Source organism: Blautia sp. MSJ-9, assembly GCF_018919065.1.
In the GTDB taxonomy this organism is placed as follows: Bacteria; Bacillota; Clostridia; order Lachnospirales; family Lachnospiraceae; genus Blautia_A.
In genome coordinates, this window is the sequence record NZ_JAHLQG010000003.1 from 1 (window position 1) to 22,646 (window position 22,646).

Annotated in this window: 19 protein-coding genes and 1 riboswitch; of the genes, 1 reads left to right on the plus strand and 18 read right to left on the minus strand. The window is 42.0% G+C overall.

The genetic code is table 11. The annotated features are described in order from the left end of the window. The 15 genes from KQI87_RS17080 to KQI87_RS00255 form a co-directional block, all read right to left on the minus strand. A partial coding sequence (locus KQI87_RS17080; protein WP_216458472.1) for a transposase occupies window positions 1-152 on the minus strand: 152 nt, incomplete at its 3' end. 114 nt (window positions 153-266) lie between these two features. After that, window positions 267-1,280 carry a GTP-binding protein gene (locus tag KQI87_RS00190; protein WP_216458384.1) on the minus strand — a complete coding sequence of 338 codons (1,014 nt, stop codon included), beginning with the start codon at window positions 1,278-1,280 and terminating at the stop codon, window positions 267-269. A 246-nt stretch (window positions 1,281-1,526) separates the two neighbouring features. Then, entirely contained in the window at window positions 1,527-2,861 is a 1,335-nt protein-coding gene (locus KQI87_RS00195) for an MATE family efflux transporter (RefSeq protein ID WP_216458385.1), read from the minus strand. A 30-nt stretch (window positions 2,862-2,891) separates the two neighbouring features. Then, complete coding sequence (locus KQI87_RS00200; RefSeq protein ID WP_216458386.1) at window positions 2,892-3,311, minus strand: MarR family winged helix-turn-helix transcriptional regulator; 420 nt, start codon at window positions 3,309-3,311, stop codon at window positions 2,892-2,894. A 193-nt stretch (window positions 3,312-3,504) separates the two neighbouring features. Continuing rightward, the gene (locus KQI87_RS00205) at window positions 3,505-4,239 is read right to left on the minus strand and encodes a hypothetical protein (protein WP_216458387.1); all 735 of its coding nucleotides are present in this window, start codon (window positions 4,237-4,239) and stop codon (window positions 3,505-3,507) included. 46 nt (window positions 4,240-4,285) lie between these two features. Next, the gene (gene lepB / locus KQI87_RS00210; protein WP_216458388.1) at window positions 4,286-4,888 is read right to left on the minus strand and encodes a signal peptidase I; all 603 of its coding nucleotides are present in this window, start codon (window positions 4,886-4,888) and stop codon (window positions 4,286-4,288) included. Continuing rightward, window positions 4,875-5,159, minus strand: coding sequence for a DNA repair protein (locus KQI87_RS00215; protein ID WP_216458389.1), 285 nt, complete (start codon window positions 5,157-5,159; stop codon window positions 4,875-4,877). Before KQI87_RS00215 ends, lepB begins: the two co-directional genes overlap by 14 nt. Window positions 5,160-5,313: 154 nt before the next feature. Continuing rightward, window positions 5,314-5,439, minus strand: a riboswitch (cyclic di-GMP riboswitch). Window positions 5,440-5,591: 152 nt separating this feature from the next. Further along, a complete protein-coding gene (locus tag KQI87_RS00220) occupies window positions 5,592-7,106 on the minus strand; it encodes a hypothetical protein (RefSeq protein WP_216458390.1) in 1,515 nt (504 codons plus the stop codon). 24 nt (window positions 7,107-7,130) lie between these two features. Further along, window positions 7,131-8,018: a class C sortase gene (locus KQI87_RS00225; protein ID WP_216458391.1), complete on the minus strand. Its 888-nt coding sequence runs from the start codon at window positions 8,016-8,018 to the stop codon at window positions 7,131-7,133. Window positions 8,019-8,021: 3 nt separating this feature from the next. Continuing rightward, window positions 8,022-8,891: a class C sortase gene (locus KQI87_RS00230; RefSeq protein ID WP_253292278.1), complete on the minus strand. Its 870-nt coding sequence runs from the start codon at window positions 8,889-8,891 to the stop codon at window positions 8,022-8,024. A 92-nt stretch (window positions 8,892-8,983) separates the two neighbouring features. Continuing rightward, entirely contained in the window at window positions 8,984-10,726 is a 1,743-nt protein-coding gene (locus KQI87_RS00235; RefSeq protein ID WP_216458393.1) for a SpaH/EbpB family LPXTG-anchored major pilin, read from the minus strand. Between the two features lie 136 nt (window positions 10,727-10,862). Then, on the minus strand, window positions 10,863-14,975 hold the full coding sequence (locus KQI87_RS16895) for a DUF7604 domain-containing protein (protein ID WP_216458394.1): 4,113 nt from the start codon (window positions 14,973-14,975) through the stop codon (window positions 10,863-10,865). Window positions 14,976-15,574: 599 nt separating this feature from the next. Continuing rightward, entirely contained in the window at window positions 15,575-17,458 is a 1,884-nt protein-coding gene (locus tag KQI87_RS00245) for an ABC transporter ATP-binding protein (RefSeq protein ID WP_216458395.1), read from the minus strand. Continuing rightward, complete coding sequence (locus KQI87_RS00250) at window positions 17,451-19,184, minus strand: ABC transporter ATP-binding protein (RefSeq protein WP_216458396.1); 1,734 nt, start codon at window positions 19,182-19,184, stop codon at window positions 17,451-17,453. Before KQI87_RS00250 ends, KQI87_RS00245 begins: the two co-directional genes overlap by 8 nt. Before the next feature lie 85 nt (window positions 19,185-19,269). Then, window positions 19,270-19,773, minus strand: coding sequence for a MarR family winged helix-turn-helix transcriptional regulator (locus KQI87_RS00255; protein WP_294693155.1), 504 nt, complete (start codon window positions 19,771-19,773; stop codon window positions 19,270-19,272). Window positions 19,774-20,179: 406 nt separating this feature from the next. Between KQI87_RS00255 and thrH the strand changes: the two genes are divergently transcribed. Continuing rightward, window positions 20,180-20,782, plus strand: coding sequence for a bifunctional phosphoserine phosphatase/homoserine phosphotransferase ThrH (thrH, locus tag KQI87_RS00260; protein WP_216458397.1), 603 nt, complete (start codon window positions 20,180-20,182; stop codon window positions 20,780-20,782). A gap of 214 nt (window positions 20,783-20,996) precedes the next feature. On the opposite strand, the gene KQI87_RS00265 is transcribed toward thrH, so the two are convergent. The 3 genes from KQI87_RS00265 to KQI87_RS00275 all read right to left on the minus strand — a co-directional run bounded on the left by KQI87_RS00265 (window position 20,997) and on the right by KQI87_RS00275 (window position 22,606). Then, entirely contained in the window at window positions 20,997-22,016 is a 1,020-nt protein-coding gene (locus tag KQI87_RS00265; protein ID WP_216458398.1) for a M42 family metallopeptidase, read from the minus strand. Window positions 22,017-22,080: 64 nt separating this feature from the next. Then, window positions 22,081-22,269 carry a diguanylate cyclase domain-containing protein gene (locus KQI87_RS17435; protein ID WP_216458399.1) on the minus strand — a complete coding sequence of 63 codons (189 nt, stop codon included), beginning with the start codon at window positions 22,267-22,269 and terminating at the stop codon, window positions 22,081-22,083. A 4-nt stretch (window positions 22,270-22,273) separates the two neighbouring features. After that, window positions 22,274-22,606 (minus strand): hypothetical protein, encoded by a 333-nt coding sequence (locus tag KQI87_RS00275; protein WP_216458400.1) that lies wholly within the window; start codon window positions 22,604-22,606, stop codon window positions 22,274-22,276. Between the last annotated feature and the right edge of the window lie 40 nt (window positions 22,607-22,646).

Here is a 22,646-nt window from a genome sequence, read left to right on the forward strand (position 1 = left end):
TGTAACATTTCTTTGCATTCTGTATCGATTCCGTTTTTTAAAACCTTTTTTCTATATTTTGTACACCAGACAAGATGATACTGCAAGGAATAGACATATCCCCTACCATATGAAAGTTTATTTTTATCTATATTAAATATATCTTTTTCCATATAAATATTATACCATATGTATTGGTTTATGTAAACATTTGTTCTGTTGTTTTGTAAAAAAATTTGCGCGTCTAACTCATCACTGGAAGTAACAAGAATGCGACGCGCAGTTATTCAAATTTTCAGGTACGACTTGATTTTGTCCTCCTGCAGCCCTTCACCAATCACAATCAGAACCTCCTGTCCTACATGGAGCGGGCGAATTGTAATTTCATTCTTAGTCGCATTTAATTCAATCCAATGCTGCCCATTTTCCTGCGTCTGATCAGCCTTTTCAGAAATCTCCCCGTCATCTACTCTCATAAATCCTTTCATACGGAACACATGTCCGCATGCTGGATCAGACAGGATTTTCTCAGCGGCTTCCCGTAACTCTTTTTCCGCCATTTTTACATTCATAAAGTACAGAGAAGTAAATGCATCCTCTGCCTCAAACTCCGGTTTCCGGTAGCTTGCCATCTCATATCCACAAGATGCAATCCGGTCAAAGTCCTCTTTCGACATCTCATCCCAGTTTTTGTGGATAACATTGTTGGTAACTCCTGCTTCAACACTGCCATCAAAATCTTTTCCAAATCTCCTGCTGCAATGCACCTTTTCCAATACACAATTCACATGCTCAATCGTCCCCTGGATTTCCTCCGGCGTTGCATCCTGGCTCTTGCTCATCACAATACATCCGGCATCTGCCACTTCCGAAGCCAGAATAAAATCCGCCTCATCTGACAGATCACTCTCCAGCTTAGAATCCACGATCGCGATCACATTCCCAATCTGATACCAGCGGTTCAGCGGCTCTTCATGAAGAATATCAAAGAACTCATCCACATCAAAAATCCCCGACGGCTCCACGATCACACGGTCATATCCGCACATCCCCATAGCGATCAGCTTCGTCTTAAAACGTCTTCTGTGGCAGTCCTTATCACATCCACCGGAAATCATCTCCAACTCGCAGTTATCTCCCATCAGATCCTGAAGTAGCATCATATCCACATTCACAGCCCCATAATCATTCTCCAGAATTCCTATATTATTTCCTGTATCCATCAAATACTGTGCATACTTTCTGATAAACGTCGTCTTCCCTGAACCAAGGAACCCTGTAATTAAGTCTACTTTTACCATTTCCAGTCTCTCCTTTGCTGTTATAGTTTTTATTTACATAACAATTCAAATCAGTTACTTGCTCATAACCGAATAACTTCTTTACAATTTTCGGTTAAAATCTTTTTTCAAATCATAGCATCATAACGCAAAAAACGCAACGCCCGCAGACGTTACGTTTTCTCAATAATATAAATGGTGCCAGATTAGTGCCAATGGTGTCAGTCCATTATGTCACCATTTATTTCTACGTATACAAACAATACATTATTCCATACTCATCTTATCTTTCTTCCGTTTCCACAGATAAATGGATAATATTACTGCCACATAATCAGTCAGTGCCTGTGCATAGATTACACCATTCAGTCCCAGAATTGCATTCAGCAGATACAGTAACGGGATCAGAAGCACACCCTGACGGAGTACAGACAGTACTGTTGCAGGAAGGGCATCTCCTACAGACTGCATGCAGTTCATATTTACAAAAAGGATTCCGATCACTGGTCCGGAGAGCATATATGCGATAAGCATCTTCACTCCATGGTAAATAACCTCTTCATCACTGATAAACATCCGAATGATTGGCTGACGCAGGACAAAGAACAGAAGAGTCGCAAGGATTCCTACAATCAGACAGCACTTCTTTGTAAATCGTTCCACTTCTATAAAACGTTTCCTGTCGCCTGATCCATAGTTATAACCAAACAGCGGCTGCACACCATTTGCCAGGCCCATCTGCAGGAATGTGATAAACATATTTGCTTTAAATACAATTCCAATCGCAGCAACTGGTGCATTTCCATATGCAACGAGGATCTGGTTCAGCACGATTGTAGAAACACTCATTAATGCGGAAAAGATTGCCGTCGGAAGTCCAATGGAACATACTCTGGACATGACCTGATTCTTAACTGTAAAGTACTTCAGACTGATTGAAAAACATTTGCTTTTCTTCAGGAAATACCAGATATAGTAAATACTTGCAAGAATATTTCCAATTGTTGTGGCAATAGCCGCACCTGCTGCCCCCATTCCAAAACCACTGATAAATACAGGATCCAGCACGATATTTGCCACTGTACCGATCATGCTTCCGATCATCGCTTCCTTGCTGGCGCCCTCTGCGCGGACTACAAAACTGGCCGCAGCAGACCAGATGATAAACGGTGCACCATAAGAGATATGTAACGTATAACCTTTTGCAAACGCATAAGTCTGTTCATTTGCGCCAAATAAGTGAAGAATTGGCTGCATAAAGAATATCAGGATCAGCCCAAACACAACACCAACTGCCAACGATGCCCAAGTCACAAAGGAAGATGTATTCTTTACTCTTTTATCATTCTTCTCTCCCATCGCCATAGATGCCACTGCACTTCCACCCATTCCGAACATATTGGCAAAAGCCATCAGCAGAATAAAGATAGGATTTGTCAGGCTGACCGCAGCTACCTGCAAAGGATCACCGGTCTGACCTACGAAGAAGGTATCTGCCATATTGTAGACGACTGTGACCAGACTGCTGATCACACTTGGAATCGCCATTTTTGCTACAGCTTTCGATACCTTCATACTGCTCATTAATTCATTTTCATCCATTGTTTTTTATCACTCCTGTCTAATATGATCCTATCGATCCAGATTCTCAAGCATCCTCTGTGCGATCCTCAGAAATTCCTGCTTCTCTTCCTCCGAAATTCCATCCAGCAGCAAACGCTCTGACCCTTCAATCTCAACTTTCAAAGTCTCTCTGATCGCTTCGGCTTTCTCTGTAAAAATAATCTTCTTATACCGCCCATCCTGCTCTTCCGGAACACGGCAGATCAGCCCGTCTTTCTCCAGATTCTTCAGCACTTCTGTCGCAGTAGATGGCCGCAGGCCAAATTCCTTCTCAATTTCCTTCTGGTAAACCGAGTGCGTCTCCGCTTCCACCAGAATATAATTCAGAATATTCCCCTTCGCCCCACTGATCCCAATAGCTTCCTGTACTGCACGGGACCTCCTGCGAAGCCGGTTGGAAATCTGATTGATCATCTTTCCTGTCTGCATATATTTCACATCCTTTCTCTCTAAATCACATTTACTTCTGCAATATAAAATCTGTCATACTTATCTCATTTGATCATTACTTCGGTTCCTAAGTATTTTAGAACAATTGTCTAACATTGTCAACCAAAAAGAACATTGCTATCTGAAAACCTCTTAATCTTCAGAAAGCAATGCTCTTCTTTAACCATTATATTTATTTCTTCCGTTTACGTCCGATCACAAATCCAACCGCCGCAGCAGCTACAAACAGAACCACCATCCACATAACGATCGGTGTGTTATCTCCTGTCTTGACTTTCTTCGGTGTTGTTGATGTAGAGCCACCCGGTGTGACGCCTGGCGTTACGTCCGGTGTAGTCGTGATCACTGTATTCGTGATGGTGATCGTCTTCTCATTATCATCACTGTCAACGAATTCAATATTGCCTTCACCACCTACTTCATATCCAAACGTACTCTTATCAACCGGATTTCCATCTGCGTCAGACTCAAATACCCTGTATGTATGTACTGTATCTACATCTTCCAAATCAGTTACAGGGAAGGAAACCATAACTTTATCGTTCTGAGTCAGCTCAACAGTTATAAGCGTTGTCTCATCACCTGTATTTGGATTTACTTCATTAACTGTTGCATAGAAGGTATCATCTGCAGTAATCTCACTGCCGTCTTTGAGCACCTTCTTCTCAATCCACAGCAGTCTTTCCATATAGAATCCATCCGGAATCTTAACGTAATCCTCTGTGTGTGTATGTTCTTCTTTTCCGCAGTATGCGGTTTTCTCCATTGTAACAGCAGGAAGAATCAGCGCATATACTGTACAGAACACAACCACACATGCAAGAATGCTGACTGCTTTCTGCCAGCATTTATGATCATGATTCTTTTGTTTTAATTTCTCTGCCTGCCTGAGCAGAGACTCTTTCATATCTCATCTTCCTCCCTCTCCTCTGTGTTCTGACCTTTCGGTCAGCTTATGAAACTTTACCGATCGTGTTCAGCGGCCATATGCTGAATACGATCCTTCCGACAATCTGTTCTTCTGCCACACAGCCTACTGCTGTATTTCGGCTGTCTATTGATGTGGAACGATGATCACCCATTACGAAATAGCGTCCGTCAGGAACCTGATATGGAAGCTCGATGTTACAATCGCCAAGTGCTTTCTCCTTACCAGCCATATACGGTTCATCCAGCAGCTGGTCATCTACATAGACGTTTCCGTCTTTGTCAATATTGATCCAGCTTCCCGGTCCTGCGATCAGTCGCTTCACCAGAATCTTATTATTATAATAGAAGGCAATCACATCGCCCTGTTTGAAATCCGAACCTTTCAGCGAAACTACGATCTGCCCCTCATGTAAGGTAGGTGTCATAGAACTTCCGTAAATCTGAAGCACCGGTAAAACCAGTACTGCCACAAGAACTGCCGCAGCTGCTACTGTGAGCAGTGTATAGATCGTATTGCGGAGTACTGCAAAATACCGCTTCTGATATTTCTTACGGTTTACTTCTTTTTCCAGCAGTTCTACCGAAGGCATAGAAGTGATTTCTCTTCTCTTCTTATTCTGCTTCATTCTCTGTCTCTCCGTTCTGTGAAATCTCCGCCTGAGTACGGATATTCTCCAGATACTGGTCTGCAGCCTGCTGTGCTGCTTCAAAAACTTTATTCAGTCTGAGTGCTGCTTCTGCGATGGAACCTGCTTCCTGTTCCATGATCCTGCGGTCTTCCAGCTGCTTCTTAACTGTTTCCAGTTCTGCCCGGAGCTGCTCTACTTCTTTACTCTGCTCCAGAAGCATTTCCAGTAAATCCATACGGCTCAGACGCCGCAATTCTTTTTCAGTCATTTTGTTATATCCTTTTTCATTCTCAGGATATCTGACATTGTCTGTCAGTCTATTCCTTAAATTTCCAGTTGAAGCCCATATTTTTTTTTATAAAATCATTACAGAGTAGTTTTATATGAAATAAAAAAGCTGCAATTATTCCCTTAATGGGAATAATTGCAACCGAACTACCTTTTTCACACATTTGCTATGTCGTAATTATCTTAAATGTTGTGTCTTCTGTTCCTGAAGGCTCCTAGCTTTGCGTCCCTGACTCTCATCAGGTTTGCCCCTCTTATTCGTTTTTCATGCTTCAACATCTTTGATTTGTTTGTGTTCTACCACAACCCATTTTACACGTCCAGTCCAAAAGTATTAAATTTTGTATAAAATTCTGCACAAATTTAGTAATACATTTTCGAAACTCGCTTTATGTGTCAGAACCTGTCGTAATTACTTGTTTTTTGTAATTTTGTTGTAGGCGATCACGATTCCTGCTGCAGCTGCTGCCAGGATCACAGTCCACAGTATGATCTTGGTATTGTCTCCAGTCTTTGGTGAGGTCACATTTGTGCTGGTAGTCTGATGTACTGTAACAGAAGTATTATTATTCTGTGACGGCTGGTTATTGACCGGCGTTACGGTCGGAGTAACGGTTGACAGGCTGTTGGTCAGTGTAACCTCTCCCTCATAGCCATCGCTCTCTTTCAGAGTGATCTCGCCTTCTCCGCTGACTGTATATGGAAATTTCTTTTTGCTTACAGGGGTTCCGTTCTTGTCGGTTTCTTTAATTGTGTAGGTAATCTCCTCCGGGATATCTTCTTCCGGAAGCTGGATGTTCAACTCTATGGTATCATTCTGTTCCAGTTCTACATTACTTACCAGGATCAGAAGTCCATCACTGTCTTTTTCAAAAATTCCTGCGTAGAAGGTATCATCTACAGTTGTCTTCTTTCCGTCTTTCAGGACATTTTTGCTGATCTTAATGGTGCAGTTCTGATAGTAGCCGTGCGGCAGATAGTAGAAGTAGTTGTCTACATACATGTTTCCGGATGAACCGGATCTGCTTACGATAATCTGGTTGTTTTCATCTTCGTTTGCATCTTTTACGTTGTACATCCAGGAATTCTCTTCATCTACATAGACCTGCTGGTTGATTGCGATCGGTTTTCCTTTTTCATCAAGTTCAAATACGTAATAGGTGCCTGCCGGAACATCTTTCCAGACTGCGGTTCCGCTTGTGGTGCCCTTGATGTTAATGTCCTGCTCATAATCATCCCGGAATGGAATGGTTCCTTCTTTATCTGTGTAAAGACCAATCTTAAATGTAGCGTCTTCTGCTGAAAGAGGAATGATCTGAGAATCCTCTGTTACTGAATACAGGCGTTTTGTCACGCTGATGTCTTCTTTGATATTGTCCGGAATAAATTTCGGATAGGTTTTTACATCATAAATCCACTGACCGTTTTCCTGTAAAGGTACGGTGAGCAGGGACGGTGAAATGATGAGCCGGTCCTGACCGCTGTTCTGCACCAGAAGGTAGACACCCTGTTCCAGATTGTTGAAAAGGATCTGACCCTGCGCATCAGAGGTTCCTTCTATGGCATTTATTCCTGAAGAACCGGCGAGACCTGCCAGGGTCTGGGCTGCAGCTGCCCATTTGTCCGCAGTTGTAAGTGAATCCATTGTAATGCCGGAGACTGCAAAGCGGGAATCCAGAGTGAAGTTTACGTTTCCGTTATTTTCACTCGCATTTCCTATCTGATAAAGTTTCATACTGATGCCGGGATAGGGAGTCTGCTTTCCGCTGCTGTCTGCCTGGGACATCAGTATAGCCTGAATGCTTCCCTGCCTGTTGGAAATGTAGGTGTCTGCTCTGACAAAGGTCAGCCCTGTTATTGGCAGTGCAGATATCAGCACTGTCATCAGCATCAGGGAAGTCAGAATATTACGGAATAGGTTTTTCATCGCATTATGCCTCCTTGCTTAAATTTATGAATGATTGCTTCTGTTATCCTGTCTTTTCCTGTCTCTGTAATGTAAAAATATCCATAATCCACCCACCAGCAATATAAATATTAACAGACCTGATTTCATCAGTTTCACAGGATCTGTCTGTGCAAGTTTCTGTGGGACTGTTTCACTTTTTTCATTTTCCTCTTCCACATATCTGGTTCGGATTCCTCTTACAAGAAGCCTGTGTGTGTTGACTCCATATGGAGTACAGGTCAGCAGGGTTACATGATCTTCTCCTTCTACAATATCCAGCGCTTTTGTCTGATCAGGAAGGACTGTCTTGATCTGATCTACTTTATAAGCCAGTGTTTTTCCCAGAATATGCAGATAGAATTTATCTCCGATTTCCATCTGGTCGAGGTCCGTAAAGAGTTTTGCCCCCGGGAGACCTCTGTGTGCAGCCAGCACTGCATGCGTGTTTTTTCCTCCTATTGGAAGACTGGTTCCTTCTATATGTCCTGCTCCTTTCTCAAGAATATCGCTCCCAAGTCCATGGTAAATGGCAATTTTTACATTGATCTTAGGAATCTCAATACTTCCCATCAGACCGTTTCCATCCGGGTCAAGAACCTGATCATAGGGATGAGTCAGAACATATTGATCACTCTCATCGAAAGCATCCACAATGGAATTCACCGGATGTTCTGCATTATATTCCTTCGCTTCTTTCCATAATCTGGCATATTCGCTTTTTGACAGATCAGTTACTGACGTATCATACTCTGTGATCAGCCTGACATTTCGATATTGATTCCACATATCACTGATAGTAGGATAAAGAAAAATCCCTGCTCCAATAAGAAACAGTATCAGCATGATCAGATACTTGATTTTTTTATTTCTTTTTCGTCTCTTTCTTTCCATGTTCTAATTCCTGCGGAATCTTCTGCTTTCCAGACGGTCAACTATTGTCACAAAAATTACAGCAAGAACAATTCCACCTATTACACAAAGGGTCAGAATGACAGGGTTGGGATTATGAAATCCACTGATCCTGCTTTCTGTTTTTTCGATTTGTCCGGCCTCCTCTACTGTGATGCGGTGTCCTCTTACCAGCAGTCTGTGCGTATTCACAGCATAAGGGGTACAGGTAACCAGTGTTACATAATCCTTTCCCGGGGTGATTCCCAGAGAATCTGTCTGAGCTGGAAGAACAGTAAGAATCTGATCTACCTCATAAGCGAGTGTTCTGTCCAGAATATGTAAATAGAATACATCTCCCTCCTTTAACAAATTCAGGTCTGTAAAGAGTTTCGCACTTGGCAGACCTCTGTGTGCAGAAATGACACAATGAGTCCCCGGTCCGCCAACAGGAAGACTGCTTCCGAAAAGATGACCGGCTCCTTTAGAAAGAGTTTTGTCTGTTGTATAATGATAAAGAGGAATATTTTCATCTATTACAGGAATTTCTACAGAACCCATCATTCCATCTCCATTGAAGTTCAAAAGGCTTTCATATTTTTTGTCCCTTTTTCCGTCCCTTACGGAAAATGCATCCGGAACGCTTTCCTGTTCAAGCTGTTCGTTATATTCCTGCGCATTTTTCCATATACTGTCTGTTTCTTTTTTGTCTGTATCCGCTGTAACTGAACTGCTATATTCTGTGATCAGCCGCCCGGCCCTGCGTTTGTTCCAGGCACTGCTGATCATCGGGTACAGCAATATGGACAGACCTACGAGAAACAGCAGAGAAAATCCGATATATTTGATTCTAAGTTTCTTTTTCTTATCACTCATAGGGTTCTCCATACTGTTGTTCTATTTATTTACGGTGATGCCTGCTGACGCAGACACCACCATTTTATACAGCGTTCCAGATATTGCTCACATCAGAGCTGATTCTCACGGTCTCTTCTGCGGCTTACAAGGAACATTCCTGCTACTGCTGCCATGATCATTACACCTGTGATTGTAAACAGATAGGTGCCCATTCCACCTGTGGATGGGAGTTCTGCTGTTTTGGTGTTCTTGATTTCTGTTGGATTGATCACCTTGGTAGTAGTTCCATTAATTTCAACAGTTTTACTCGTAGCTACAAATGTATTTGTAGTCTTACCATCAATTGTAATCGTCCAGCTCTTCAGAGTATTGTCGGAGTTCCATTCTCCGGCTGCGATCTCAATCTTGAATACATGTGAGTTCAGAGTATAATCTCCAGGTGCCTTTGTTTCTTTCAGATAATAAGTACCAAATGAGAGGCCATAAATGTTAAGCTGACCAGTTGTGTCTGATGTTGTCACACCGTTAAAATATGTTGTGCCGTCAGTTTTCTTATTAGAATATACTTTTGTGCAATCTGCATCTGTATATAATGTAAATTCTGCTCCTGCCAGTGGTTTCTTATCAGTTATATGCTGATCGCCATCCTCCTTTGTCCACTCATCTTCGCCCGTTTTCACAATGAGTTTGTCTGTCAAGGAAGTATTTCCTTCTGTGCTTCCTTTAATGTCAAAAGTATAAGTATAGGTGTTCTTAATATCAGAACCATCTGCATTGTTTGTGTTAGAGTCCTTGGAATAATTTAATGTTGCACTGTTCTTATTTCCATGTTCGTTGAGCTCTGCATTCTCATTTAATACTGCGCTATATTCAATGATGATTTTTCTGCCAGCATAAGAAGTTAACAGGTACTGATCATCTTTTCCAGCTTCATGCTTTACAAAATCAACCGTAATTGTTGTACCATTATTCGCATCATAATTTCCTATTGTTTTTACATATGCTGTACCTTCTGTAAGTTCTGTTTTTGTTTCTTTTCCATCATCTCCTGTTCCTGCAAGATATACTTTCAGAGAACCATCTTTATAAGTTAAGCCTTTGCTTAAGGTATCAACTACGTCTAATCTTGGATACTTTCCTCTGTAGTCTGGAACAGGGTCAATTGTCATCTTATAATTAACTGTATCGCCGATGTTTGCGCTGTTGTGATCTTTCTCACTATCGCTTTCAACGATTTTCTTGGTTAATTCAGGTTTATCGTTTCTCTTTACCCAGGTATTTCCTTCGGAAAGATAGTTTACTTTTCCCTCACTGATAATTGTGGTACCAGCCTGATTTGTATAGAATACGGAAACAACTGCTACGTTATAGGAGACAGCTTCCGCTCCTTCTACTAAAACCAGATAGCTTCCTACTGGTACGGTAGCAGTATAAACTTCTCCGGTCGCATCTGCCTTCATCGGATATCTGCTATCTGGAACCATAGAGTCGCTTTTAACTACCTGTGCAAGAGCTGACAGTGTTGCAGGATCAGCACTTGTAATAGTTGAGATGTAATCACTGCCGTCTGACTTTTTATAAACATTTGAATAACCCGTAAAGTTTCCATTTGTCTCATCATAGTCTGCTTTTACAATCTGATATGCGTAGACCGTAATACCCGACTCTTTTTTTATTCCTTCTGCTGTAATTACACCTCTGTCCGACCCAGTTCCGGTTGCTGTCTTTACCGTTGGCTGTGCCGGCTGATCTGTTCCTGTTTCTGAATCAGCTGCAAATGCTGTCACGCACATCGTTACTACCATAATAACCGCCATCAAAAGTGCGCCAATTTTTTTCAAATAATTCTTCATCAATATTCTCTCCTTTCGCATGTATCGATTTCATGTTTTCCGCTACTTTTCTGAAAGTGTGTTATTGATGTCCTGTAATTGTTCAGCAATCTGCTGTTTTGCGAATTACTGAACAGTTACCATATCTTTTTAATCATCAGTTACTGCTGACCCTTGCTTTGTCCTCCTTCCACTTATTGTTTATTAACAACAGAAGCGCAGTTGTCATCAATGCTGCACCACTGATTGCAAACATATATATTCCGGAACCGCCGGAGTTTGGAAGTTCATAGACTCGGGCATTTCCGATATAGCAGATTACCTCATTGGAGCTGTCATTCTTTTCAATGGAAGCGCCATTATCTACATTTCTCAGAACACCATCCTGGAATTTCAATTTCCATGCATTACTGTGGATCACATATCCGGATGGGGCTTTTGTTTCTGTTAATGTATAAATCTCTTCATTTGACAACTCACTGAATTTGGTAATTTTGCTGTTGCTGAAAGTCCATGTTATTTCCCCTAGTGCTGTATTGTCTGACTCCTGCTGGGATACGCCGGTAGCGATCAGTGTATTGCTGCTGTCCCGCAGTTCAAATTCAGCACCGCTAAGTCCCTGTTTTGTTTCAGAATCCTGTTTTATGATTTTCCAGTTCAGAGTATTGGTAACCTCTGAATCGGATGTCTGCTCCATTGTGTAGCCTTCTGGCACATTCACTTCTGTTACACGATATCTGACAAGGACACTTGTATCGCCTGCGGTAAGATATGCGGGCAATTTCGTGATCGTAACCTTCCATGTATCAGAATGCTCTGAATCTACATTAGAAGCGGACATGAAGAAATTCTCATTGGAATATTCGTTCTCTCCAATGTTATATTTGCCTGTATAATCCTGCCAGGATTCTTCTGTTCCTGCGATTTCGGGCTGATACTGCACTTTCAGTTCAATGATATCTTTTCTTGTCTCTTTATAATTACTGCCGTCTTTCCAAACCTTTGAAAACGTTACCTGCTTCTCCAATTTGTTCGGATCAACCTGAACAACCGGATCTGCATAATTTTGTGTGTCTGTTTGATTTGTTTTTGTTTCTGTATATGTTACCGTTGCAGTGTTGTTGGATGGAAAACCTGGTTTTCCGGATGAATTTTCGCCTGAGATTCCATAGAATCCATCTTCACTTGCATCCGTATTCGCATCTCCAATGCTGTTGCCATAGTTTCCCCCATTATTTAAATAGGAAGTTTCTGCTGTCCTGTTAGGCTGTACATTTGTAATTGTCAGGTAATAATACAGATCTTTCTTTAACTGATAATCTTCTCCCAGACTCCAGGTTATCTGCTTATTCTGTGCGTTATAGTGCACAGTGCCAAGTACCTCACCGTTTACTGTCACTGATTTTCCATTTTCACTGAGCAGATTTTCATCTGTCAGATCGATCTGAACGGTGTCACCCTGCTGTGCGTATGCGCTGTCTGTTCTTTTCGCTATTTTCAGCTCGATTTTGCTGGTATCTGTTACATCTACGTATTGGCTTAATGTATCGGTTATCGTGACATTCTTGCAATAGAAGGTCAGAATGTCCTCTGCAATGTCTTTAAATTTCTGTGGAAGCTCTTCTGACTTCTCCAAATCTATTGCTGAATCTTGGACTGTGGCATTCGTCGCATCCGTTACATTCTGCAACAGCTCCTGCCCGGTAGATGGTCTTCCTTCAAATGACTCATCATCTTCCCAGTCCACATTCCCGAGTCCAAGCCCGATTGCCATAAATCTGTCACAGACAATCTGCCCTGCTGAAGTAATAGCAGCCTTATACGTAGCTTCATTTGCACAACTACCAGGACCATCATATCCATTTTTAGCATTATAATATGTCGGTTCTCCGTCAGTCAGAAAGATAACAATCTTATCAGCATCTACTCTTGCACCTGTGGATACCGCTGTAGCTGCTTTTGATAAACCGTCATCATAGTTTGTTCCACCATCAGCACTTAAACCAGTGACTCTTGCATAGAGATCCGGTCCTGAGACCCAGTCTGATGTACGGATATCTGCACTATTACTGAACGTAACCAGTTTATAATTGACATCTATTTTATCCAATCTATCGTTCAGTTTATCCGTCAGACTTCTGACTGCTGATTTCGCATCTGATAATTTACTTCCTTTCATACTGCCTGATATATCCATGAGCAGAACAATATCAAGTTTCTTTTTTGAAATCTCACTTCCAACAGTCCCTGCTACATTTAAAGTAATATCGTATGTGTTGTTAGCAGCATTTTTTTTAATGTATTTATCATGAGAAAGTGTTGCTTTTGTACTTGTGTGTGATGTTGAGCTATATATCAGGTAAACATCTATAGTCTTGGTCGATGTGTCATTGGATGAAGAACTTAGTTCCTTAACCTTCATAGACCCCCATTTAAAAATGCATTTCCTTATTCTTCCTGATCTTTGTGCTGTAAGAGAATCTGCATATGTTCCTTGTTCGCCATCATCAATTCTTGCTCCAATATATTTGTACCCGCTGATTTTCTCTGCATAATCAGAAAACTTAATTGTTTCTCCTCCAGTAATTGATACATTACTGTTTTGTGATCCAGTAATTTCATTCTTCGCTTCGTCTACATAATGCACTGTAATGTTGAAACATATCCTTCCAGAACTAACCCATGTAATCGCAAAAGTAGAGAAACTGTCTGCACTGAATTCCACTTTCTCTACATTCTGATCATCATCAGCTTCAATTATTGCTTCTGTAGAATCATTCTCCATATCTTCATCAGATAAATCCGTTACCTGCTGCACTTCACCCTCGCTGTTTTCTTCCAGATGCATAACTTTGAGTTCTGTATTTTCATCTGTGACAATATTTTCCGGGGCCTGTGCTTTTTTATAGTTTATGGAAACTTTTACATTGTCGGACGGCTCTGTTTCATTTCCGTCTGCGTCGATGAAGCTGATATCATATGCAAGGAAACCGGCCAGATCATAATCTTCTTTTTCTGCTTTTTCGGTCAGTTTATCAGCTACTGCTTCATACTGAGCCTGTTTATCAGCATCATTTTCGTCTGACACAATTGGAGTTACAGATAATGTACTGCCTTCCGGAATCACACCAGGTTCTGCTTCTACCGTGATGATGACATCTTCGTCTTCATACTGCATAGCAGAGTCTGAAGGAGCTTCTGTCACTTCAGGTGTAGGTGTTAATTCTTCCGTTGGCTGCGGCTCTTCCGGAATCTGTGTAACTTCGTTTGCTGGCTCCAGCTCTTCTGGAAGCAGACCAGCGGCTTTTTTTACTTTATCCATATTCAGATAGCCGTAAATCTGAGAATCGTCTAATGGATACTGCTGGCTTCTTACTTCTCCGCCACAGTTTCCTTCAATCGTGTACACATACTGAGTGTCTGCACTTGTCACAATACCTGTATGTGCAGGAGTTTCTGTCTGAATCTGGATGTTTCCATCTGCATGTATATTTGTCTGGAAGAATACCAGATCACCTTCTTTAGGACTGTAGTCATCTTTCACTAATCCGTAAGTGCTATTGAGGATTTCTGCCCACTGCGATACTTTTTCGCTCTTAGGGAGATATTGTTGCGGAATATTCGCATAGTGTGCGCAGAAATTTACAAAAGCTGCGGACCATTCTTCGTATGGATCTCCTGCCCACTGACCGTAGCGGGAATAGTTATGAACGATTCCATCTTCTGCTGTGATAAAGTTGTCCCTATTTTCCTGTACGCCAAGCTGAGTTCTGGCAATTGCTGTGATGTCCTTTGCGTAGTCACCGGTCAGATCTGCACTGGAAATGCTGATTTTCCAGATATCCTCATTTTCCTCCTGAGGATTCGCATTAGCTTCCAGATCTGACTGTTTGCCGTCCGGATTTTCTGAGCTGATTTCCTGTTCTGATCCGGAGGATGGAGTCTGGGAAATATCTGGATTTCCCTGATTACTGTTCTCGGAATTGTTATCCGATGCCTCTTCTGTTGGATTCTCCACTGGGTTCTCGGCTCCTCCGTCGGAGAAAATTCCATCTACCAGTTGGTTTCCGATTTCTGTTCCTTCTTCAGGTGGTGCTTCATTCTCTTCAGGTTCTGATGTAAACGCATCCTGCCCGGTGTTTTGCCAGGCTTCTTCATTATCGGATGCATATGTGACCGGAACGCTCTGCAGTATGATCATGCTGACAAGCACCAGTACACACATAAGACTTAAACATCGCTTTGGCCAATCATATTTTTTCTTTTTCACTCTGCTCTCCCTGCCTTTCTATACATGATTGCCAGACCCGTCCTTGGATATCTCCATATAAATCCTATGCAGTACGCACAAAAAAAGACCGCAATTATTCATGTTCTGAGATAATTGCGGTCAAGACTTTTCGATACACTCTGGCATCTTTATTCCGTTTTCTTTAAAATCTAAAATAATATTACAGCAGTCGCAGATTTCTGCTTATTCTACTCTTCTGACTGTACGCCATTAATCTTATCAAGAGCCTCTTTATAATAATCTTTAGCTTCTTTCTCATTAAGCTCGAACTCATTCATAATATCAGCAATAATGTCTCCTGCCTCTAAAATATCCCTGCTTTTTATAGTTGTCTGAATAAAGCATCGAGATTTCTTAATGACTTGCCAGAAGGCAGAAATGATATTAGAAAGGCATTAAACCTTTTCAGAAAAAAGAAATGAAATGCTTTGTAAGTATATTAGCACATTTTGGGCTTTACAGCAATAATAATTTAAGGGACATAACAGAATCGATTCTGCTATGTCCCTTATAATAATTATAGAAGTAATTATCAATCAACTCTCACCAGATAACCACTCCTCCATCTGTCTAAGTCCTTAAGACAGTTCTAGCTTACCAGTATAAAGCTGATAATACGTTCCCTTTAACTTAATGAGGTCTTCATGGTCGCCTCTTTCGATGATCTTGCCATGGTCCAGTACGATAATGGCATCGCTGTTTCTGATGGTTGAGAGTCGATGGGCGATTACGAATACAGTACGACCTTTCATGAGGTTGTCCATACCTTTCTGTACGATACTTTCTGTACGGGTATCGATGCTGGATGTTGCTTCATCCAGGATCAGTACCGGTGGGTTGGCTACGGCTGCTCTAGCAATGGAGAGAAGCTGGCGCTGACCCTGAGAGAGTTCTTCGCCGTCTCCGCTTAACATTGTGTCATAACCTTTCGGCAGCATCTTGATGAACTGGTCTGCGTGAGCCAGTCTTGCTGCCTCGTATACTTCCTCGTCTGTTGCATCCAGTTTACCATAGCGGATGTTTTCCTTAATGGTTCCTGTAAACAGATGGGTATCCTGAAGTACGATTCCCAGAGAACGTCTCAGGTCATCTTTCTTAATCTTGGTAATGTTGATTCCGTCATAGCGGATCTTACCTTCCTGAATATCGTAAAAACGGTTGATCAGGTTGGTGATGGTTGTCTTTCCTGCACCAGTAGAACCTACGAAAGCAAGTTTCTGACCAGGTTTTGCGAAGAGGCTGATGTCTTTCAGAATGACTTTATCCGGATTATATCCGAATGTAACGTCTTCGAAACGGACATCTCCTGTTAATTCTGTGTAAGTAACAGAACCGTCAGCAGAATGTGGATGTTTCCATGCCCACATGCCTGTTCTTTCTTTACATTCAGTAATGTTACCATTGGCATCTTTTCTTGCATTAACCAGTTCTACATAACCTTCATCCTCTTCCGGTTTCTCATCAATGAGTTTGAAGATTCGTTCTGCACCTGCAAGTGCCATAACGATAGCGTTGAACTGCTGTGCCACCTGCATGAATGGCTGGGTGAAACTCTTTGTAAACTGTAAGTAAGAAGCCATAACACCAAGAGTAATCCCGCCGACACCTGTTACAGAGAGAAGTCCGCCAAGCACTGCTGTCAGTACGAACTGCAGGTTACCGATGTTACCAATTACAGGCCCCATCATGTTTCCGTATTTATTGGCATTTGCAGAACTCTCGAAGAGTGCCTCATTGAGCTTATCAAATTCTACCTTTGATTTGTCTTCATGGTTGAAAACTTTTACCACACGTTGTCCGTTCATTCGTTCTTCCACGAATCCGGTCACATCTGCCAGAGCTACCTGCTGGCGGATGAAGTATTTACCACTGTTGGAACCAATCTTATTGGTTACTTTCAGCATGATAAAGATGATCACAACTGCCAGAATCGTAAGTAGCGGACTTAACAGTAACATGGAAATAAAAGTAACAATGATCGTAAACAGTGCCATCAGTGCCTGCGGGATTGCCTGGCTGATCATCTGTCTCAGAGTATCAGTATCATTGGTATAAAGGCTCATGATAGATCCGTTTGTATTCTGGTCAAAGTAGCGGATCGGCAGAGTCTGCATATGCTCGAACATATCGTCACGGACACTCTTGAGTACACCCTGTCCAATGAAAACCATCATTCTGGTATAGATAAAGGTAGCAATTACACCCAGTGCAAAAATACTGCCAAGTACTGCAAGTGCTTTATAAAGTTCTGCGAAATTCGGATCTGTCTGTCCGATCAGCGGAATGATAAAATCATCCAGCAGGAATTTCAGGGACAGAGATACTGCAATACTTGCTACGGAACTGATAAAGATGCAGATAAATACAATGACAAACTGTATCTTATGCGTTCCTGTCATATATTTCAGAAGTCTTTTGGCAGTTTGGATGGTATTCTGATCTATTTTTTTCTTCTTATTCATCGTCTCCGCCTCCTTTGACCTGTGATTCATATACTTCTCTGTAAATGTCATTTGTCTTCAGCAGTTCTTCTGAAGCGCCTACGCCTACGATCTTACCGTCATCCAGTACAATGATCTGGTCTGCATCTTCAATAGAAGAAACTCGCTGTGCGATAATGATCTTTGTTGTGTTCGGGATTTCCTCGCGGAAAGCCTTACGGATCAGAGCATCTGTTCTGGTGTCTACCGCACTGGTAGAGTCATCCAGAATCAGGATCTTCGGTTTCTTAAGAAGTGCTCTGGCAATACACAGACGCTGCTTCTGGCCACCGGATACGTTGTTACCACCCTGAACGATCATAGTGTTGTAGCCATCCGGGAATTCATTGACGAATCCGTCTGCCTGCGCCAGCTTACATACTCGCTGAACTTCGGCATCACTGGCTGTCTCATCACCCCAGCGGATGTTTTCATAAATACTTCCTGAAAACAGCACGTTTTTCTGCAGTACCATGGAAACCTGATCACGAAGTACTTCCAGGTTATAGTTGCGGACATCTACGCCGCCAACCTGAACGTTACCTTTTGTGACATCATAGAGTCTCGGGATCAGCTGTACCAGAGTAGACTTGGCACTGCCGGTTCCACCGATGATACCTACGGTCTGGCCTGATTTAATATGAAGGTTTACATCCTTCAGGGAAAGATTTCCGCCCTCACCTGCATAGCTGAAATCTACATGATTGAAGTCAATAGAACCATCAGCTACCGTCTTCACTGTATCAGCTTTGTCCTGCATTTCAGGAACTTCATCCAGAACTTCTGTGATACGCTCAGTGGATGCTTCTGAGATCATCAGCAGAACAAATACGAAAGTTACCATGTTCAAAGACATCAGGATCTGAAGTGCATAAACAATGATACTTGTCAGTTCACCGGTTTCCATACTGCCGAACACGATTCCTTTTCCACCGATAGCAACAATGATAATGATCACTGTATACATGGTAAACATCATAACCGGTGAGTTCCATGCAACAATCTTCTCTGCTTTGGTAAACAGTGTGTAAACGTATTTGGAAATTCCATGGAACTTCTCAACTTCATAATCTTCTCTTACGAAAGCTTTCACAACGCGGGATGCGTTTACGTTCTCCTGCACGGAATTGTTGAGGATGTCATACTCATCAAATACCTTGATAAAGTGCGGATGTGCTTTCTTTGCAATAAAGATCAGTACACCGCCCAGAAGCGGAACCACAACCAGGAACAGCATCGCGATCGGTTTATTGATGGTCAATGTCATGATCCATGACAGAATAATCATAAACGGTGCTCTGGCAAGGAGACGGATACTCATCATATATGCCTGCTGCACATTGGTGATATCTGTTGTCATACGTGTAACCAGACCTGAAGTTGAAAAGTGATCGATATTTTTGAAGGAGAAATCCTGCACCTTGTAAAAAATATCATGTCGTAAATTCTTGGCAAATCCTGCTGCTGCAACTGCTGCCATATTTCCGGCCTGTACGCCGAAGAAAAGAGAAAGCATTGCCATGGCAACAAGGATGACTCCACGCTGGATGATATAGCTCATATCGCCGTTTGCAATACCTACGTCGATGATCTTCGCCATTTCCAGCGGAATCAGAACTTCCATCAATACTTCCAGGATTACAAGGATCGGAGCCAGTACAGACTGCTTCTTATATTCCCGGACGGAACGTAAAAGTTTCTTATTCATCTTTGTCGATGTCCTCCTTAATTATAAATTTTCCATAACCATTCCGTAGTCTGCCAATTGCAGAAATATTTAATAGTTATGATTTTTACCTTTGCTGTTTTTTTGCATCGCTACATTCTTTGCGCTGCATCTCTTCCAGATTCTTGTGCATCATCCACAGCACCCGCTTGCACACCGCTACTTCTTCTTTCGGAATTCCGCTTTCCAGACATCGTTCTGTCTCATCGATATGCTCCAGGATCGCCGGCAGGATATCTTTCGCCTTATCGGTCGGTATGATCCGTTTCAGACGTCCATCCTGCTTTGCACATTCTCTGTAAATAAAACCTTTCTTCTCCATCAGCTGAAGGGTACCTGTTGCTGTCGATTTCCGTATCTGGAATTCTTCTTCAATATCCTTCTGATAAAGATCTCGGTGCAAAGTTTCCAGAAGAATAAACTTCAGCACATGTTTCTGCATCGCAGTCAGCTCATCCGATTTCATTACGATCGACGGATTACTGCCATTTCGCGCCATCTGATGAGAAAGAATACCGATCAGTCTTCCCATGTGCATATCTTCTACCTTAATCTTTAACTCTTCATCCACACTTCACACCTCCTTTAAGCTGATAAAATCCCACCAGTAAAGCTCTGTATATAACAAAATCTATGGATGGGAAATTTCATAACTTTTCAATTAGTTAGCGTCCTAATAGTTCGCGTCCTAACTTTTTACTATTATAGGGATACTTATATGAATTGTCAACTTCTTTTTGAGAAAATTTTCCGGATAAAACTTTACAATAAATCTCGGATTTTCTATCTTCGCTCTTTGCAATTTGGCAATTGCAACCCCGATAAGAATATGGTAAGATATTTTCATTAAGTACAGCGATAAAATGCAAAAGTCAACAACATTACTGTCTATCCGTCACTATCCCCCAATTTATTATTCCGGATAAGTCAACGGATAAAAGGCGGACAGTAAGCAGACAAGAGGAGGAACTATCATTATGTATATTACATGTCTTGACGTAGAAGGCGTATTAGTACCAGAAATCTGGATCGCGTTTGCAGAAGCAAGCGGAATCCCGGAATTAAAGAAAACTACCCGTGATGAACCGGATTATGATAAGCTGATGAACTGGAGACTTGGAATTCTGAAAGAGCACGGACTTGGACTGAAAGAGATCCAGAACGTTATCGCAAAGATAGACCCGCTTCCAGGCGCTAAGGAATTTCTGGATGAACTTCGTTCTTTCTCTCAGGTAATCCTGATCAGCGATACTTTCACACAGTTCGCAGCACCTCTGATGGAGAAACTCGGCAGACCTACTTTGTTCTGCAATACACTTGAAGTCGCAGAGAATGGTGAGATCACAGGCTTTAAGATGAGAGTCGAGCAGTCCAAGTTAACTACTGTAAAGGCTCTGCAGTCTATCGGATTTGATACGATCGCCAGCGGTGATTCCTACAATGACCTCGGTATGATCCAGGCAAGCAAGGCAGGATTCCTGTTCCGTAGCACAGATAAGATTAAAGCAGATTATCCGGAGATTCCGGCTTATGAAGAATATGACGAGCTGCTGGCTGCTATTAAGAATGCAATGAAATAAATCAGCTTTATATCAAAATATTATTGCTATTTATATTTCACATCTGGAACGGGAAATTTCATTAATATAAATATCCACAAATAATAAAATCTGCAGATAAGATATCCATTATATGATATCTCCTGCAGATTTTTTGTAATTTAACCTCATAAAGCAGTTCCTGTCCAATATTCCAATTACCAAAAAACATATAAAAGAACAGCTGCTTTATTTTTTATTCCGTCACATACGCCTTCACAAGCTCATACGTATTCTTCACTCCATCCATATGAGATCTCTCATAATTATGTGAAGCATAAACCCCAGGTCCGATCAGGCCATGTCTGATGTCATATCCTGCGCGGAGAGTTGCCTCCACATCAGATCCATAATGCGGATAAACATCGATCGCGAAATCCAGACCATGTGCTTTCGCTGTATTGACCAGTGCAGTGATCAGATTATAATTGTACGGACCGCCGGAATCTTTGGCGCAGATGGATACCATACGCTCTGTACATCCAAGATCAGCACCCACACATCCCATATCTACAGAAATCATTTCCGCTGTATCTGCCGGTACATAGCTTCCGCCATGTCCAACTTCTTCATATACTGTGAAAAGCAATGATACCTTACGATGCAGTGTAAGCCCTTCGTCTTTCACTGCCTTCGCCAGTCCCAGCAGGATTGCTGCAGAAAGCTTATCATCCAGAAAACGGCTCTTGATATATCCACTCTCTGTGATCACAGTCCGCGGATCCATAGCAATGATATCTCCTACCTGGATTCCCAGTGCATCGATATCCTCTTTGTTTTCTACATTCTGATCCAGCAGGATCTCCATATTCTCTTCTGTCTGTTCCACTTTCTCATCTGCCACGTGCGCAGATGGTTCTGTATTCAGCACAACCCCTGTATAAACCCTGCCGTCTCTCGTATGAACAGTACAGTTCTCACCGTCAGCAGTTCTCCACTGATGTCCGCCCAGAGTTGTAGGGCGGAGGCGTCCGTTATCTTTTATGGAGCGTACCATTGCACCAAGAGTATCAATATGAGATGCTAGGACCAGCGGATTTCCCTCTCCTCCGATCGTCACGAGCACATTTCCCTTATTGGAAAGCTCCGGCTCATATCCCATTTCTTTCAGTGTTTCCATCAGATACTCTGCCGCCTTTTCCGTATAGCTGGACGGGCTTGGGATTGCAGTTAATTTCTTTAACTGTTCCCCGATAAACTCAAGATTTTTTTCCATATTTTTTTCCTCTCATCATTTCATACTTGATTAAGCGGATAAAATCATCCGCTCCGCTATTTGCTCATAACCGAATAACTGCTTCGCAGTTTGATTTGATTATATCACGGCAGAAAGAAAGCGCCCTCAGTGTTCGGAGAAAGACGAGATATTCATCTCCTATAATACGGTAAACCTGCTCCCCTGTTCTGAGACTTGCACGAATACACTCCGCTACTCCACGGATGATCTGATCTCCGTAAGCAGTTCCCATTCTCTCACCAGTAACAGTCCTCTCCCTTGGAATTCTTATAGATCATCAGCCCCTTATCCGTGGTCAGCAGCCTCTGTTCCAGATCATTTACCTCGTTATAATTCTTGAAATTATAAGAACGGATAAACTCAAGGAAATTATAGGCTTTCATGGAATTTGCCCAGTTCTCTGCATATCCCTTCTCCATCTTCAGATAGTTTCCGGAAACCTGCTTCATTCCTTCCATAGTGGAACAAAACGCATCTATCTGCATCTGCGTTTTTTCATTCCTGATATGGTCGGAATAAACCAGAGAAGACAGAACCGCCGCCAGGATCAGAAGAATATTAATAATCACCAGGATTATTCTCCCGAACCTTTTCTGACTGTTCTTTATT